Raw genomic sequence first — 15,366 nt, 5'->3', positions numbered from 1 at the left:
CCTGGAGATAATGCCCCCGACCCTGGCAAGGAGGGTACGTGGCAAAAGTCTCCGTGAAACAGCAAAACATCTCCCCGGCGGTCATCGCCTTCGACGGCGGGCTCAACCTTGCCGACAATCCGGACGCCCTGGCCGAAAACCAGCTGGCCGACGCGTCCAACATGTTCTACCCCGACGGGCGCACCATCCTGACCACGCGGCCGGGGTTGGTCCACGCGGCCGGTCCGCCCCGCGGCGGGGCGGGCATCGTCAAGCTGCACTGGTTCGAGAAGGACGCCCTCACCGGCATGCTGGTGGCCGCCACCGCAGACGGCAAGCTCCACCGGCTGGACGAATCCGGCCAATCCCCGACCTGGAAACAGTTCGCCGAACTGGACCAGGCGGACATGGTCCCGAGCCTGGCCACCTTCCACGGCAAGCTCATCATAGCCGACGGCGGCCCGCACCTGCGCTCCTTCGACGGCGAGGCCCTGTCCACCCTGGCCGGGTCGCCTTCGGCCACGGCCGTGGTGGAGATCGGCGGACGCCTCGCGGCCAACTCCGCCCAGGACATGGACGGCGTGGCCTTGTCCGGCCCCTACGACGAGACCGATTGGGACATCGACCAGGGCGGGGCGGTGTTTTTGCGCGCCGGATACGGCGACGGGCTGCGCGTCACCGGCTTCGGGGTCATCGGGCAGGACCTGATCGTGTTCAAGTCGGGCGATTCGGGCAAGCGCATCATGCGCCTGCAGACCGCCGGGGCGAGCTCCGGCTGGTCGCTCAGCCAGCTGTCCAAGAACCTTACCGCCCACAGCGGGCACGCCGTGGAGTTCGTGGGCAACGACCTCCTCTTCGCCGGGACCGGCGGCATCATGAACCTGGCGGGCGTGCAGCAGTACGGCGACATCCAGGTGGGCGGAGCGGGCTATCCGGTCAACCCGGCCTTGAACGGCAAGAACGTGGCCGAAATGCGCCTGATGCCCAAGCTCGGGGTGATGCTGGCCTTCATCGAGGGCGACTCCCAGGTGCTGGTCTACCACCCCCACAACCAGGCGTGGACCCGGTTCGACTTCCAGGGGCTGTTTCTGGCCAGCGCCTGCCAGGCGGGCGAGCGCGTATTCCTGGCCGGACAGAACGGTCGGCTCTACCGGCTGGGACTAGGCGAATCGCGCGACGAGCTCTCCCCCGGGAGCTTCGCGGACATCAAGGGTCTGGCCAGGACCCGGGTGTTCACTTCCCAGGGCGAGATGGTCCTGCGCTCAAGCCGCCTGAACTTCGAAGCTCTCACGCCGGGCCAGGGCAGGCTCCAGGCCCTGGGTTCCGACCAGGTGAGCCCGGTGACGCTACTGTCCTGGACGGCCAATCCGGGGCTCGGGAAGCTCTCGGACGCCACCGCCCCCCTGGCGGACGCCTCCCAGCCCCTGGGAACTTCAGCCGAAACACGCAACGTCTCCCGCACCCGTTTCCGGGACGCGGCCCTGTCCTTTCAGATCACAACCACCAGCGGCCGCGTTCGGCTCAGGCAGTGCCTGGCCGAGACGGCCATGGTCGCCGGATAAACACTTCGAGGAGAATCCACATGAGCTATCAAGGACCTTCCACTTTCGGGCTGATCGCATCCCACAATATCGCTGCCGCCAACGGCGTGGACCCGTACAAACCAGCCAAGTTCCTGGACGACAACCAGTGGTGGGGCAACAAGGCCCAGGCCCCGGTGAACACCCAGTGGACCGCCCCCAGCTACCAGAACTTCAACTACCAGAAGTACGATTCCGGCGGCTCCGATCCCAGCTACAAGACCTACGGCCCCTCCGCGCCGCAGTACAAAGGCTTCGATGGCGGAGACTACGACCGCTACGAGCTCTCCGTGCGCAACCCCGGCGAGCAGGCCGCGCAGCGCGCCTACGACAGCGCCAAGCGCGACCTGGCCGACGCCTATTCCTCCCGGGGCATGTACGGCTCCAGCCAGTACACCCGGCAGATGGACACCCAGGTGAACCGCTCCTACATGGACGCCCTCAGCAACAACGCGGCCAACGCCGCCACCCAGCGGTACAACTTCCAGGCCCAGGACCAGCAGTACGCCCAGCAGCAGGCCATGGCCGAATGGCAGGCCCGCATGCAGGAGAACAGCGCCGCCAACCAGATGGACTACAACGCCTGGGCTAATCGCCTGGCCGAGAACGAGCAGATGAACAACATGCTCTACCAGGACAACGCGGCCGACAACGCCTGGAACTGGCAGGCCAGCACCGCCCAGCGCGACTGGAACGACTCCCAGGCCATGCGCCAGGTGAACTACGACAACATGCTGGCCCAGAACCGCCAGGACTGGGACATGCAGCGCCTGCAGTGGGACACGCAGCAGAACGACGCCGCCTGGAACCGCACCTACGGCATCTGGAGCCACGTGGACCCGGAAACCGAGCACTACGAAAAGAAGCTCCTCAAGCAGCAGGCCACCGCCGCGGACAACAAGTCGTCCGGCACGGGCGGGCTCATCTCCTCGATTGGCGGAACGGTTGGTGGAGCCCTGAGCATGATTCCCACCCCATGGACACAGGCCATCGGCGGCGTCCTTTCCATAGGCAGCAAGATGGCGGGCGGCATCGTCGACGCTTCGGAGCGCGGCGACACCGGTTCGATTTTCAGGTCCATCGGCGGAAGCATGCCCGGGATGATGAATTCGTTCAGTTCCCTCGGTTCTCTCTTCGGCAAATAGAATTCAAACGTGAACTCGGCCGAAATATTGCCGAGCCCATCCTCTGAAGTGCTCGCGCTCCGGCTCATGCCGGGGCGCGGGCACCCTCCCTTCCAGGCGCTCCCCACCGCTTCCTCGCGGGGCCGATCCGGAGTACAGAGTCCCCATGCGAACCCCAATCCCCGTGATCCTGGCCGTCCTTCTCGCGTTCGCCCCCTGTGCGGCCCTCGCCGAAGCCGCTAGGCACTCCCTCGACGCCTCGTTCGATCTCCCGGCCAAGCGTCTGGCCGTCACCGACATCGTCGCGCTCGTCCTCGGCACGCCACCTCGCCTGACCATCGAACTGTCGTCACGAGCCACGGGGCTTGCCATCACGGCCGACGCCAAACCCGTCCGGTTCGCCCGTTCGGGCACATCCGTGACCCTGTCGCCGCCTCCCGGCGCGCGCGAACTCAGGCTCCACTACACGCTCCCCCTGGACGCTCCGCCCGCATCCCTGCCCGCCACCACCGACAACCCCGGAGCCGACGCCTCCGACGCCGCCTGCGGACCGGATTGGGCCATGCTCATGCCCGCAAGCCTCTGGCATCCCGTCCTGGAGGGTGGTGAAAACGCCTACGCCGTGCGCGTGTCTGCTCCGTCAGGCATCAAGGCCGTCACTCAAGGCTCGCTTTCCGGGTTCGCCGAAGAACCGGGGCGCACCGTGAGCGCCTGGGACATCCCCCGCCCCGAGGGCAGGCTCGGGCTCTGCCTGGCCCGGTACGACTTCCAGGAATCGCGCGTGGGCCCTGTTCCCGTGCAGACCTTCCTGCTGGAAGGCTCCGCCCGCTTGGCCCCGGTCTATCTGGAGGCGTCCGCCAGACACCTGCGCTTCTACAGCGACCTGCATGGCCCGTACGCCTTCGAGAAGTTCGCCGTGGCGGAGAATCCCCTGCCCACGGGCTACGGATTCCCGTCGTACACCCTGCTCGGCTCCCAGGTGCTCGCCCTGCCCTTCATCCCCGAGACCAGCCTGCGCCACGAGATCGCCCATTCCTGGTGGGGCAACGGCGTTCTGGTGGATTACGACCGGGGCAACTGGTGCGAGGGCCTCACCACCTACGTGGCCGACTACACCGCCCAGGCCGAGCAATCGCCACAGGCGGCCCGGACCTACCGCCTCAAGACCCTGCGCGCCTTCGCCGACCTTGTCCGCGAAGGCGGCGACATGCCCCTCGACCGCTTCGGATCGCGCTACTCACCGGCCAGCCAGGCCGTGGGCTACGGCAAGACGCTTTTTGTGTTCCACATGCTGCGCGCCTTCGTGGGCGACGAGGCGTTCTTCCAGGGGCTGCGCCGCCTCTACGCCGACTCTCTTTTCAAGCCCGCCTCCTGGGAGGACATCCGAAAAGTCTTCGCGGGAATGCCCGGCTTCGACGAGCCAACCTCCCGCGCCTTCTTCTCCCAGTGGCTTACCCGCACCGGCGGGCCGCGTCTGAAGATCGCATGCGCCCAGGCCGCGCCCAACGGGACTGGCGGGACTGGCGGCTACACCCTGCGCGCCACCGTCACGCAGGAAGGCGATCCCTACCTGCTCAATCTCAATGCCACCGTGGAAACTGACGCCGGACCGGTTCGGACGCCCTTCATCATGGATGGGGCGTCCAAGGAACTCGCGCTGGACGTTCCCGGCAAACCCTCGCGCCTCGTCCTGGACCCCGGCGCGGACTGCTTCCGGATGCTCGCCCCCTCCGAGGTGCCTCCGTCTGTGAACACCGTGAAGGGGAGCGGGAACCTCACCGTCGTCATGGCCGCCTCCGCCCCCGAGGCCCTGCGCCAAGCCCTGCCGCGCCTGCTGGCCGGGCTCGGGCAGGAAAAGGCCCGCGTGGTGGAGGAAGGCGCCCTCACGCCCGCCAAACTTGAAACGATCGCGAAGGGAGGACTGCTGGTGGTTGGAGCGCCCAGCGCCCGGGTGCCGGGCTTTGCGGACGCGCGCCCCAAGGCCCCCGGCGCGGACACGGTGTTCGCCGTCCTGCCCCGTACCGGCGGCTTCACCGCCGTGTTCCAGGCCAAGGATGGAGCGGGTATTCAGGATGTGGCCACGGCTGCGGCCAAAGTGACGCACTACGGATCGTACGGCGTGCTCGGGTTCGACAAGGGGCGAAACGTGGTCAAGGACACGCCGGAGCCGCCGGAATCGCCCATGATTTGGGAATTTCAGGAAAGATAAGAGATTGAGGGCGCCTCCGGCGGCCAAAGGGACCAGTCCCTTTGGAAACCCTTATCGCTTCGCGGGACTCGTGAGAACGTATTGGCAGGGATCGCCTGCGCCAAGTGGCCGGGACGCGCGAGTCCGAAAAAATCGCTTAAACGTTCAGGTCCCCTCAAGCTCGCGCAACGCATCCCGCGCAACCCACCGCGCAGTCTTTGAATCGAGCTCGAGCAGCCGTCGGGCCGTCGCCACGGCCCGGCCCCGCAGCACGGCGTTCCTCTTGCCTATCTGCCGCAAGGCCCAGTTCACGGCCTTCTTCACGAAATTGCGCCCGTCCGTGGCGTAAGCCACCACGAATTCGAGAAAGGGCAGGAAAGCCGCGTCCGGAGCCGCCTTGTCGTGCACGGCCAGCTGCGCCATGAGCGAGAAACCGGCCCGGCGCACGAACTCCGCCTCCCTCGCCGCCCAGGCCACGGCCAGCTCCCAGGCGTAAGGAGTCTTCACCACCAGCTTGTTGCAGAACTGGTCGGTCACGTCCCACGAATCCAGATCTTCCACCCAGCGCCCGAGTTGCTCGGGGCCGGCCTGCCTCGGGTCCTCCACCATGCAGGCCAGAATCCGCGCCTCGTGCGCTTGGGTGTCCCAAAGCGCGATTGCCAGGGCGTGGTCGCGCCTGTGCTCCCGGGCCAGGGGCCGCAGAACGGCCATGCTCACGCCGCAGGCGCGCTCCACGTTGATACCGAACCGGGCCATGCCCTGGCGATTGTGCTCGCTGCCGAGCGTCCTGAGCCTGTCGAGTATGGCCGCGGCCGCCGAATGCCGATCCATTGGAACCTCCGGCAGACTGCGTGAGCGACGCTGCACTATGCTGCCTTGTCGTTCCTACCACAACGGGGGCAGGCGCTGAAGCCCCTGGGGCAGGTGGCGTGCTCCAAGGAAGCCTTTCTGTCGGGCAGGCCACCGTCGAGGATGATCCGGATGTCCTCGCGCTTGATGCCGATGTCCTGGAGCTGGCGATCGCTCATGGAGGTAAGCGTCTCCTCGAGTTCTCCCCGCTTGAGTCTTGCTTGCAACCACTGCGTGATGCCGCGCCATGGCCGGGTTGAAACGCCGTTCATACGGACCTCCCTGGTGTTGACTTGCACGCGAATAGACGCCAGAGAAGCGCATTAGACAAACGAATTGTATTAATACACTGAATAAGTTTAGCTAATGCGAGGACGGCATGAACCTGCCCGTGGATTTCCTGCGGACCTTCGTACGCGTGGTGGACCTGGGAAGCTTCACCCTGGCGGGACAGGACGTGGGCCGGACCCAGTCCGCCGTGAGCCAGCAGATCAGGCGCCTTGAAGAACAGGTCGGGCGCCTGCTCTTCGACCGGTCCGGCCGCGAGCTCCGCCTGACTCCTGCGGGCGAGGCGCTCCAGCCCTACGCCCGCAGGCTGGTGAAGACCCACGACGAGGCCGTCTCCACGCTGTCCGAGCCGGACATGACCGGCCAGGTGCGCATGGGCATCCTGGACGATTTCGCGCCGTACTATCTGCCGCCCATCCTGGAGGCGTTCGCGGCGGACCATCCCCGCGTGCAGGTGGACGTGCGTTGCGAGTACAGCAGCCGGGCGCTCATCCGGCTGCTGGAGAGCGGCGAACTGGATCTGTCGGTTGATTCCGGGGCGGCGGCCACGCCGGGATCGAGGATCATCGGGCGCGATCCGCTGGTCTGGGTCGCCTCGCGCAACCATCTGGCCCACGAGATGAACCCCTTGCCCGTGGCCGTGTTCGACAAGAACTGCCTGTACCGGCAATGGGCGCTGGCGGCGCTGGAAAAGGCGGGGAAGCCGTTTAGGATATGCTACACCAGCCCCAGCGTGAGCGGGGTGCTGGCGGCGGCCGTGGCCGGTCTGGCCGTGGCCCCGCTGGGGCTCAGCTCCGTGCCGTCGGAGATGCTCATCCTGGGGGAGGAGCACGGAGTGCCGCCCCTGCCGGTCTCCTTCATCATGCTTACGCACCGGCCGGACGCCCCCGGCCCGGTGAAACGGCTGGCGGCGGCCGTGGAGGCCGGCCTGAACGAGGGCATGGCGGGCAGGCGGCTCAGGATGCCCAAGCCTCAGGCCTCGGCCGGGTAGACAGCCTGGTTCGCTATCCCAGAAAGTAGTAGCCCAAGGCCACCACGAGCAGGCTGGCCGCCCGCAATACCTGGTTGTATACGATGAGCTTGGCCGCCAGGGCGGGCCGGAAGATGCCCGCGTAGTACGGGAACTGATGGCGGAAAGCCCGCATGGGTGTTGAAAGCAGGTTCCCGAGCATGAGCGCCAGCACGACCTCCTTCACCGGCAGTTCCCCTCCGTGCAGAAGCGCCCCGGCGGCAGCCAGCCCGGCCGTGAACTCGGCGACCATGCCGAACATCACGATGGACGCCGCCTTGGGCGAAAGCCAGTCCATGAAGCTCAGGTGATCCGCGATGAACTTCTCGGCGGCCGTGAAAAATCCCCAGGAATTTAGCGCCACCATAGCCGCGTAGATGGGCGCGGTGATCAGGCAGATCTTGGCGATGCGCTTCTTGAAGCGCCGCCAGCTCTTGTGCAGGGCCTCGCGCCAGGTGGGGCCCTTTTCGGGCAGCTGGCATTCCACGCAGCCCTCGGGAATCGGCGGCAGGATCACGCGCCCGGCCAACACGATGCCGAGGGAGCGCAGCATGGCCGCGCCCAGGGTCATGCCCACGTAGATGGCCGCCGCCGTGCCCAGAAAGGGCACCGTGACGAAGATCATGGTGGGCAGGTGCAGGAAATAGGTGGGCAGGGAGTTGAACAGGTTGGCCAGGACCAGTTCCCGGTCGGTGAGCCTGCCCTGCTGGTGGGCCTCGGAAAGCATGGTGTTTGCCGCCAGGCCGGAAAAGAAGGCCATGGAAAAGCTTGCGCCGACCACGTCCTGCATGTGTCCGGCCCGGATGAGCGGCCGGGAGAAGCGCGAGAGCAGCCTGGTCCAGTTGAGGGCCTCGATGAGGTTCGCCACAAGCAGGCTGAGCGAAAGCGATCCCAGTATCTTCAGGAGCGGCCAAGCCATGGAATGCCAGATGGTGTGCATGGTCATAGGGCGGCCATATAGCGACTCAGAATCCGTCGGGCAAGGAGCTCCCGTCGTCCTCGCAGCCGCAGTCTTCGCTTATGTCCGGCGGAGATTCGTCGAAATCCTCGTAACCATTCGGGGGGTCCGGGGTGTCTTCCTTGTGATCCGCACCGCGCGGATCAGGAATCGACGTGGGGCGTGGCGGGTTTGCGCGCATGCGCCCACGCTACACGACACCTTCAGCCGGGAGAACCCTACAATGAACGCATGGAAGCGACTGATGGCCCCGGGCTTTAGCGGGCAAAGCGTGGGACGCGCCTCGCAGGCCGCTTTCGGGCTCGTGCTCCGGGCCTGCATGGCGCTGCTCCTGGCCGCCTGCGCCCAGGAGCGCCCCTCGGTCAAGGGCCTGTTGCAGGTCAGCGCGCAGCCCGTGGCCCAGGTGGCGGCAACCTCTGGCGAACAGGCGGCCCTGGCCGGGCTGGAGGCGGCGGGCGACGGGAAAAACACCTGGAGCAGCGCCACCAACCTCCCTCTTGAACTCGGGTTGGACATCGCCCGCAACGGATATACCCTCCGGGACACCCTGGGCATGAACGGGCGTCCGACGCCGACGAGCAGTCCAGTGACTCTGTCCGCCGTTCCCCTGCACGCCCTGGCGCGGTGCACCGGCAGCTTCCAGTTCACGGTGCACGTGGTCGCGGAGAAGGACGGCCGGGCATACGCCCAGGCGCGTACCGTCACCGTGGCCCAGGTGGCCGGGGACATGGTCACGATCCTCTCGGGCGTCAGGCCTGGAGAACTGGTCATCACCAGCGGCACCACCCTGGCCACAGACGGGCAGGAGATACGCTACACCCGCAGCTGACGCGGGCACGCGGGACGCGCGGCCTGCAGGCCATGGTCCCGGTTCGAGAACGATCGACCACAGCAAGGCGGCCGCGCCGGGATTCACCCGGCGCGGCCGCTTCCACTTTTGTTCGCAGGGAGGCCGAGTTGCCGGTCCGGCCTACTCCCCGGCCACCGGAACGCCCCGGCTGGTGAAGGATATCCCCTGCTGGCCGCTGGTGCCGATCATGACCGCCTCCACCAGGAGCGGGCTGGCCGGTTCGGAAGAGTCCCAGCGGACCACGAAGTTGGCTCCCGAGCCGCCCGTCGTATCGGTCTCGCCCACCACGTACTCCACCGTCATGAGCGGGGTCAGGCGTAGCGGCTTGTCCAGATAGCGCCTCACCAGCTTGCCCGAGGTGTCGAAGTAGTCCACGGAGGTGACGGTCACGGCGCGCTTGGTGTCGGTGTTGCGCACGGACAGGATGATGGTCAGGTCCAAGGGACGGGTCTTGATGCCGTGGTAGATGTGGGAATAGCAGGGCACGTAGAGGGTCTTGCCCTTGGAGAGCTCGGCGGCGACAAGCGGCCCGGCGAAGAGCGACAGGGTCAGCGCGGCGAGGATGGCCGTCTTACACAGCGTGCGGGTCATGATTCCTCCGGATGGTTCGGTTCGGACGGGACGGCCGGGGGCTGCCTGAGCCGCCCCGAATCGTCAAGCAGGTGGGTGGCTCCCCACTGGCGAAGATCCTCGATGAGGGGACGCAGCGTCTCCCCGAGCGGCGTCAGCCCGTATTCCACGCGCGGCGGCACTTCCGGGAAGACCACTCGCGACACAAGCCCCTGGCGTTCGAGTTCCCTAAGCTGCGTGGTCAGCATGGTCCGGGTGATGCGCGGCACGGCGCGCTGCAGCCCGGCAAAGCGCACCGGCTGGCAGTTCATGAGGTGATAGAGGATCACCCCCTTCCATTTCCCCCCGATCACGGAAAGCGTGGCCTCCACGGGGCAGCCCTCGTGGCAGCCGGTGAACTGGTGCCTGGTCTTCATGGCTCTACGGTACGATACATGGTACTGCGTCAGATAATTCTGCGTTCTTGCCGTTTGTTTGGAACCGACTATCATCTGCTCAAATCGTGGGCAACGCCCATGCCCCCCGGAGGAAGACAGACATGATCACCATCGCGGCGAAAGGCGGCAGCGACGCCCGAGACCCCGGCGCGTTCCGGGTCGTGGAGGCGGACGTCCCGGCTCCGTCCGGCAGGGACATCCTGGTGAAAGTCCAGGCAATTTCCGTGAACCCCGTGGATGCCAAAGTGCGCAAGCGCACCCCGGCCGGGCAGGACATCGTGCTCGGCTGGGATGCCTGCGGCATCGTGGAGGCCGCTGGCCCCGAGGCCGGTTTCTTCCGGCCAGGCGACCGCGTTTATTACGCGGGAGCGCTGACCCGGCCCGGCACCTACGCCCAATACCATCTGGTGGACGAGCGCCTCGCGGGCGCGGCCCCGAAGAAACTCCCGGCGGCCGAAGCGGCTGCCATGCCCCTGACCACGGTGACGGCCTACGAGGCGCTGTTCGACAGGCTGGGGTTCGTCCCCGAGGCCGGGGGCAACGCCGGGCGCACCCTGTTGATCGTGGGCGGCGCGGGCGGGGTGGGCTCCATGGCCGTACAGCTGGCCGCCTGGGCGGGCATCGACACTGTGGCCACGGCCTCGCGCCCGGACACCGTGGAGTGGTGCAAGAGCCTCGGCGCGCGCCGCATCGTGGACCACCGCCAGCCCCTGTCCAAGGCCGTGCGGGATGCGGGCCTTCAGTTCGTGGACGCCGTCTTCTGCACCACGCACATGGAGAAGCACTGGACGGAGATGGCGGAGATCGTCGCGCCGCAGGGGAAGGTGGCGCTCATCGACGACCCGTCGGGGCCGCTGGACATCACGGCCTTCAAACGCAAGTGCGCCAGCATCCACTGGGAGTTCATGTTCGCCCGCTCGCTCTACGCCACGCCGGACATGGACCGCCAGGGGCAGATGCTCTCCCGGGTGGCCGGACTGGTGGACGCGGGCATCATACGCAGCACCCTGCGGGAGACACTCGCCGGGCTCACCCCGGAGAACGTGCGCGACGCGCACATCCGCCAGGAGAGCGCCACCATGATCGGCAAGCAGGTGATCGTGCTCTAGGAGCGAAAAAGCCGCCGCGCGCAATCGCGCGCGGCGGCCTCCCATCTTAACCCGCCCTACTTCGTCACGATCTCGGCCTTGATTATTTCCACGGGCTCCAGGGGCACGTCCGCCATGCCGCCCTTGCGGCCGGTGGGCACGGCCTTGATGGCGTCCACCACCTCCTTGCCCTCCACCACCTTGCCGAACACCGCGTAGCCCCAGCCGGACATGGTCTTGCCGGTATGGTTCAGGTTGGCGTTGTTCACCACGTTGATGAAGAACTGCGAGGTGGCCGAGTCCGGGTCCGAGGTGCGGGCCATGGCGATGGTGTAGGCATCGTTCTTCAGGCCGTTGTCCGCCTCGTTCTTGATGGGCGCGCGCCCGGGCTTGGGAGCCAGATTTTTGTCCATGCCGCCTCCCTGGATCATGAAGCCGCTTATGACCCGGTGGAAGACCAGGCCGTCGTAGTAGCCGTCCTTCACGTACTTGAGAAAGTTGTCCACCGTGGCCGGGGCCTTGGCGGGGTCGAGTTCCAGCACGATGACGCCCTTGCTGGTGGTGAGCTTCACCTGGGGGTTGGCCGCCTGGGCCTCGGCCGGTCCGCACAGGGGCAGGACGCAGGCCAGGCCCAGAAAGGCAGCGATCAGGACGGTGAAAATGCGGTTCATGGGTCTCTCCTCGAAATGGTGTCGCGGCGCACGCCGGGCGGGCGCGCCTGCGGATTGGTACAACGCTTCGCCCGCCAAGGCCAGCGCACGGCGGCTCCGGCCCGGGCTTGACCTTGCGCCCCGCGTCCCCCTATGGACGTTTCATCGTAAAACCCGTCCGGGAGGCAGCCATGACCAGCACGAAAGCCATACGCGCCAGGCGCCTGCGAAACGCCCTGTGGGGCCTGTTCGCCGGTGACGCCCTGGCCATGCCCGCGCACTGGTACTACAACATCGGCAACATCCGCCGGGACTTCGACGGCGGGGTGCGGGGCTACGAGGCCCCGCGCCATCCCCATCCCGAAAGCTTCATGACCGGCATGACCTACGAGCCGGACGTGGACACCGCCCGCCGTCTCGGCAGGCCGTTCGACATCCTCCACGGCAACGCCCGCTTCTACAGGACCACCTACACCACCCTGGGCATCGACACGCCCGAGCGAGAGACCGCGCACGGCCACCTCACCCCGCGCCTGGCGGAGCGCTACCACTACCACCACGGTCTGAGCGCCGGGCGGAACACCCTGGGGGCCGGACTTGCGCGGGTGCTCATGCGCTCGGTGGCGCGCTGCGGCAGGTATGACCAGCGGGCCTTCCTGGAGGACTTCATCACCTACATGACCACCCCGGGAGCCAACCCCGACCCGTACACGGAGATCTACCTGCGGCGCTGGTTCGAGAACTACAGCCGCGGGCTGGCGCCGCACTCCTGCGCCTGGCAGCAGCGCGCGCTGTGGTCCATAAGCGGCCACGGCGGGGTGGTCCGCCCCCTGCTTTTGGGCATGGCGGCCGGATCCGCGTACCAGGGGCTCGGGGTGGCCGTGGGGCACATGGTCCTGACCCACCGCTCCGAGACCGTGGCCTCGGCGCTCGGCGTGCTCACGCCGCTGGCCCACGAGCTTCTGGACGGCTCGGACGCGCCGGAAGCCCTGGCGCGCCACGCCCGGTCCGTCCGCATGCCGAGGATCACCGGGGCGGAACTTTTCGCGGCCTACCGCGCCCACGGCGGGCCCGACAACATCAACCCGGACGAGATGTGGCGGATGCACAACGAGCTGCGCGAGGAGGCGTTCGACCTGGAGCGCTTTACCCGCGAGCACCCGGAGACAGAATCCGCTGCGGCGGTGCTGGCCACGGCCTGCTATCCGGAGCACGGCCTGCCCCTGATGCTCCATCTGGCCTTCAGTCACGGGGCGGCCCTGGACGCGGTCCTTCTGGCCAACGCCAACGCCGGGGGCGACAACGTGCACCGGGGGATGATCCTGGGGCTTTTGCTCGGGGCATCTTGCGGTGAACTGCCCGGATGGCTGCTCGAGGGTCTCACGGAGCGCGAGGCCCTTGAGCAGGAGATCGGAGCGTTCGTGGAACTGGCCGCAAGCGGGAAGGTCTGCTGAGGGGCGGCTGCCCGGGCACGCTCCGGATGCTCTCCGGGGAGTCTCGCTGGAATCGCCCCGGCCTGGAACGTCAGCCATGTCACCTTCCGGCCAGCACCCGCCTGATGACTTCGGCCAGCTCCGAAATGCGCACCGGCTTGGAGACGTAGTCGTCCATGCCGGCGGCCAGGAACCGCTCCCTGTCCCCGGCCATGGCGTAGGCCGTCATGGCCACGATGGGAATCCGGGCCTTGTTCCCGATGGAACGGTCCGTCCGGATCTTTCGGGTGGCCTCGAGGCCGTTCATGACCGGCATCTGTATGTCCATGAGAACGAGGTCGAAATCCCCGGCAGCGACCGCTTCCAGGGCCTCCTGCCCATCGCGGGCGGTTGCGACCTCGTGCCCCCTTTTCTCGAGCAACCGCTGCATGCTCATGCGGTTCACCGCCTCGTCCTCGACCAGCAACAGCCGCAGGCCGGACTCCCACGCTTCGTATGCGGCCCTGTAGGCCTGCTCCCCGGCGAGGGCGGCTCCCTCCCGGGGCAACCCGAGGGGCAGCGAGCAGTAGACAGTGGTGCCGTGGCCTTCCACGCTGTCGATGGTCAGCGAACCGCGCATGAGGTCTACCAGGTGCTTGGCGATGGAAAGGCCCAGCCCGGCTCCCTGGCGGGTGCGGGTGTAGTCGTTCTCCAACTGAGTGAAGGGATCGCAGACCAGGGAGATCTTGTCGTCGGGAATGCCCATGCCCGTATCAGCCACCACGAAGAGGAGCCGCGCCATGCCCGGTTTCGGGGGCGTCAGGGGGTGCACCTCCACCCGGACCTCGCCGTGGGTGGTGAACTTCATGGCGTTGCCCACGAAGTTGAACAGCACCTGGCGGATGCGCACGTCGTCGCCCACCAGAACGCGGGGGGTGTCTGGGTCCACGCTGATGTTCAGGGGCAGACGGGCCTCGTGGGAGAGCGGCTGGAAGGTCTCTGCGATGGAAGACAGGATGTCCTCCAGGGTGAAGGTCCGCTCGTACAGATTCATCCGCCCGGCCTCGATGCGCGAAAGGTCCAGGATGTCCCCGAGCAGCCGGGTCAGCCTGTTGCCTGAGCGGATGGCCATGTCCACGCATTCGCGCTGCTCGTCGTCCAGGTGGGTGGTTTCCAGTATCTGGAGCATGCCCAGCAGGCCGTTCAGGGGCGTGCGTATCTCGTGGCTCATGTTGGCCAGAAACTCGCTCTTGACCACGCTCGCGGCCTCGGCGGCGGCCACGGCCCGCTGCAGTCTGGCCTCGGCCAGGCGCTGCAGTTCCTCGGCCCGGTCCACGGAGCCGCCGATGGTGCGCCCGGCGTGGACCACCACGGCGATGGACAAAGACAGGAACACCACGGTCCAGATGCTGTGCAGGAGCGCGGTGTTGATGTCCACGGAGCGCAGGATGAAGACGCTCAGCATGGGGTAGAGCAGGATGCACGCCCCCAGCACCGGGGGGAACGTGCGCATGAGCCTGGCCTGTACCGTCCCGCCGCTCAAAAGTCTCAGGGGGAAGCGACGCTCCCCGGCGGCGAAGACGATGCCGTGGCCCAGGATCAGAAAACCCAAGGCCGTGGAGGCCGCCACCGGCACCGCGCGGCTGCCGTAGAACAGCGGAGAGCCGTACAGGTAGCCAAGCAGGCAGGTGAGACCGGCCAGGATGCAGGCGGCCCCGAACAGGCCCGCACCGTGGCCGCGCCCGTCATCGACGGATGCGGGCGCGCCGTCCGGTCCCAGCAGGAAAAGTCCGGTCCCGCCAAGGAGAAAGAAGCTCGCCGTGGCCGGAGACATGGGCGTGAAGGGGATGGCCAGCAGCGCCTGGATGTGATGCGCCAAGAAATCGAGGGGGTTGGCGGACACGCGTAGGAAATACCCCAGGATGACCAGCAGTCCGACCGCCATGGCCGAACCGGCGGCCAGCCACAGCAAGGCGGCGCGCCAGCGCCCGTCCGGTCGGGGAAGGGAGCGGCAGGCCAGGCCCGCCCCCATGAGCACGAGAAGCAGGGACGTGCTCAAAGCCATGGGCACGTATCCCGGCACGAGGCTGCTCAGGAAGAGCCAGCCCGTAAGCCCGGCCGCGAGGCCCAGCCCCCCCACCCCAGCCGTGGCCAGGCCGCATATCGCGGCCAGGCGCCGCGCGCGGATCTCCGACGTTCCTAAGACGCTCGCAGCAGGCAGTTGGATTCGGGCAGCCGATTGCTGGCGCAGGGTCGTTCCCATACTCCTCCCGGTGAAACCGTGCGCCCTGGACGAAACCGAGCACGGACGAACACATTAGCACGCATTCGTCGCGATTAGGAAGCCCATCCTTGCATCTCGCGGGGACTTGCCCGCACATTTT

Annotated in this window: 14 protein-coding genes; 7 read left to right on the top strand and 7 right to left on the bottom strand. The window is 67.2% G+C overall.

Annotation, left to right across the window (positions count from 1 at the left end; genetic code table 11):
- Positions 1 to 38 precede the first annotated feature (38 nt).
- The 3 genes from ML540_RS03575 (at position 39) to ML540_RS03565 (ending at position 4,892) form a co-directional block, all read left to right on the top strand.
- Entirely contained in the window at positions 39 to 1,541 is a 1,503-nt protein-coding gene (locus ML540_RS03575; RefSeq protein ID WP_243358577.1) for a hypothetical protein, read from the top strand.
- A gap of 20 nt (positions 1,542 to 1,561) precedes the next feature.
- Positions 1,562 to 2,704 (top strand): hypothetical protein, encoded by a 1,143-nt coding sequence (locus tag ML540_RS03570; protein WP_243358576.1) that lies wholly within the window; start codon positions 1,562 to 1,564, stop codon positions 2,702 to 2,704.
- A 145-nt stretch (positions 2,705 to 2,849) separates the two neighbouring features.
- On the top strand, positions 2,850 to 4,892 hold the full coding sequence (locus ML540_RS03565) for a M1 family metallopeptidase (protein WP_243358575.1): 2,043 nt from the start codon (positions 2,850 to 2,852) through the stop codon (positions 4,890 to 4,892).
- A 144-nt stretch (positions 4,893 to 5,036) separates the two neighbouring features.
- Here the strand turns inward: ML540_RS03565 and ML540_RS03560 are convergent, their stop codons facing one another.
- Together ML540_RS03560 and ML540_RS03555 are read right to left on the bottom strand one after the other, a co-directional pair.
- On the bottom strand, positions 5,037 to 5,702 hold the full coding sequence (locus ML540_RS03560) for a DNA alkylation repair protein (protein WP_243358572.1): 666 nt from the start codon (positions 5,700 to 5,702) through the stop codon (positions 5,037 to 5,039).
- A gap of 35 nt (positions 5,703 to 5,737) precedes the next feature.
- Positions 5,738 to 5,992, bottom strand: a complete 255-nt coding sequence (locus tag ML540_RS03555; protein WP_243358571.1) for a DUF1127 domain-containing protein — start codon at positions 5,990 to 5,992, stop codon at positions 5,738 to 5,740.
- Positions 5,993 to 6,099: 107 nt separating this feature from the next.
- Here ML540_RS03555 and ML540_RS03550 point away from each other — a divergent pair, with 107 nt between their 5' ends.
- A complete protein-coding gene (locus ML540_RS03550) occupies positions 6,100 to 6,999 on the top strand; it encodes a LysR substrate-binding domain-containing protein (protein WP_243358570.1) in 900 nt (299 codons plus the stop codon).
- A 13-nt stretch (positions 7,000 to 7,012) separates the two neighbouring features.
- Here the strand turns inward: ML540_RS03550 and ML540_RS03545 are convergent, their stop codons facing one another.
- The gene (locus tag ML540_RS03545) at positions 7,013 to 7,963 is read right to left on the bottom strand and encodes a hypothetical protein (protein ID WP_243358569.1); all 951 of its coding nucleotides are present in this window, start codon (positions 7,961 to 7,963) and stop codon (positions 7,013 to 7,015) included.
- A 235-nt stretch (positions 7,964 to 8,198) separates the two neighbouring features.
- Here ML540_RS03545 and ML540_RS03540 point away from each other — a divergent pair, with 235 nt between their 5' ends.
- Positions 8,199 to 8,804, top strand: coding sequence for an efflux RND transporter periplasmic adaptor subunit (locus ML540_RS03540; RefSeq protein ID WP_243358568.1), 606 nt, complete (start codon positions 8,199 to 8,201; stop codon positions 8,802 to 8,804).
- Positions 8,805 to 8,945: 141 nt separating this feature from the next.
- On the opposite strand, the gene ML540_RS03535 is transcribed toward ML540_RS03540, so the two are convergent.
- On the bottom strand, positions 8,946 to 9,416 hold the full coding sequence (locus ML540_RS03535) for a DUF3124 domain-containing protein (RefSeq protein WP_243358567.1): 471 nt from the start codon (positions 9,414 to 9,416) through the stop codon (positions 8,946 to 8,948).
- A complete protein-coding gene (locus tag ML540_RS03530; RefSeq protein ID WP_243358566.1) occupies positions 9,413 to 9,811 on the bottom strand; it encodes a winged helix-turn-helix transcriptional regulator in 399 nt (132 codons plus the stop codon). Before ML540_RS03530 ends, ML540_RS03535 begins: the two co-directional genes overlap by 4 nt.
- 122 nt (positions 9,812 to 9,933) lie before the next feature.
- On the opposite strand from ML540_RS03530, the gene ML540_RS03525 reads away from it, so the two are divergent.
- Positions 9,934 to 10,941 (top strand): zinc-binding alcohol dehydrogenase family protein, encoded by a 1,008-nt coding sequence (locus ML540_RS03525; RefSeq protein WP_243358565.1) that lies wholly within the window; start codon positions 9,934 to 9,936, stop codon positions 10,939 to 10,941.
- A gap of 56 nt (positions 10,942 to 10,997) precedes the next feature.
- Here the strand turns inward: ML540_RS03525 and ML540_RS03520 are convergent, their stop codons facing one another.
- Complete coding sequence (locus ML540_RS03520) at positions 10,998 to 11,591, bottom strand: peptidylprolyl isomerase (protein WP_243358564.1); 594 nt, start codon at positions 11,589 to 11,591, stop codon at positions 10,998 to 11,000.
- A gap of 170 nt (positions 11,592 to 11,761) precedes the next feature.
- On the opposite strand from ML540_RS03520, the gene ML540_RS03515 reads away from it, so the two are divergent.
- The gene (locus tag ML540_RS03515) at positions 11,762 to 13,024 is read left to right on the top strand and encodes an ADP-ribosylglycohydrolase family protein (RefSeq protein ID WP_243358563.1); all 1,263 of its coding nucleotides are present in this window, start codon (positions 11,762 to 11,764) and stop codon (positions 13,022 to 13,024) included.
- 79 nt (positions 13,025 to 13,103) lie between these two features.
- On the opposite strand, the gene ML540_RS03510 is transcribed toward ML540_RS03515, so the two are convergent.
- Positions 13,104 to 15,245, bottom strand: coding sequence for a response regulator (locus tag ML540_RS03510; RefSeq protein WP_243358562.1), 2,142 nt, complete (start codon positions 15,243 to 15,245; stop codon positions 13,104 to 13,106).
- Positions 15,246 to 15,366: the final 121 nt, after the last annotated feature.

The sequence above is a fragment of the Fundidesulfovibrio terrae genome (assembly GCF_022808915.1).
GTDB classification, from domain to species: Bacteria; Desulfobacterota; Desulfovibrionia; order Desulfovibrionales; family Desulfovibrionaceae; genus Fundidesulfovibrio; species Fundidesulfovibrio terrae.
The sequence above is the reverse complement of the archived record's forward strand: the minus strand, read 5'-3'. Positions and strand labels throughout refer to the sequence as shown.

Excerpts from the sequence above, each read along its gene's own strand:
- ML540_RS03570 (WP_243358576.1), top strand. The coding sequence starts at position 1,562 with ATGAGCTATCAAGGACCTTCCACTTTCGGGCTGATCGCATCCCACAAT.
- ML540_RS03565 (WP_243358575.1), top strand. The coding sequence starts at position 2,850 with ATGCGAACCCCAATCCCCGTGATCCTGGCCGTCCTTCTCGCGTTCGCC.
- ML540_RS03560 (WP_243358572.1), bottom strand. The coding sequence starts at position 5,702 with ATGGATCGGCATTCGGCGGCCGCGGCCATACTCGACAGGCTCAGGACG.
- ML540_RS03555 (WP_243358571.1), bottom strand. The coding sequence starts at position 5,992 with ATGAACGGCGTTTCAACCCGGCCATGGCGCGGCATCACGCAGTGGTTG.
- ML540_RS03550 (WP_243358570.1), top strand. The coding sequence starts at position 6,100 with ATGAACCTGCCCGTGGATTTCCTGCGGACCTTCGTACGCGTGGTGGAC.
- ML540_RS03545 (WP_243358569.1), bottom strand. The coding sequence starts at position 7,963 with ATGACCATGCACACCATCTGGCATTCCATGGCTTGGCCGCTCCTGAAG.
- ML540_RS03540 (WP_243358568.1), top strand. The coding sequence starts at position 8,199 with ATGAACGCATGGAAGCGACTGATGGCCCCGGGCTTTAGCGGGCAAAGC.
- ML540_RS03535 (WP_243358567.1), bottom strand. The coding sequence starts at position 9,416 with ATGACCCGCACGCTGTGTAAGACGGCCATCCTCGCCGCGCTGACCCTG.
- ML540_RS03530 (WP_243358566.1), bottom strand. The coding sequence starts at position 9,811 with ATGAAGACCAGGCACCAGTTCACCGGCTGCCACGAGGGCTGCCCCGTG.
- ML540_RS03525 (WP_243358565.1), top strand. The coding sequence starts at position 9,934 with ATGATCACCATCGCGGCGAAAGGCGGCAGCGACGCCCGAGACCCCGGC.
- ML540_RS03520 (WP_243358564.1), bottom strand. The coding sequence starts at position 11,591 with ATGAACCGCATTTTCACCGTCCTGATCGCTGCCTTTCTGGGCCTGGCC.
- ML540_RS03515 (WP_243358563.1), top strand. The coding sequence starts at position 11,762 with ATGACCAGCACGAAAGCCATACGCGCCAGGCGCCTGCGAAACGCCCTG.
- ML540_RS03510 (WP_243358562.1), bottom strand. The coding sequence starts at position 15,245 with ATGGGAACGACCCTGCGCCAGCAATCGGCTGCCCGAATCCAACTGCCT.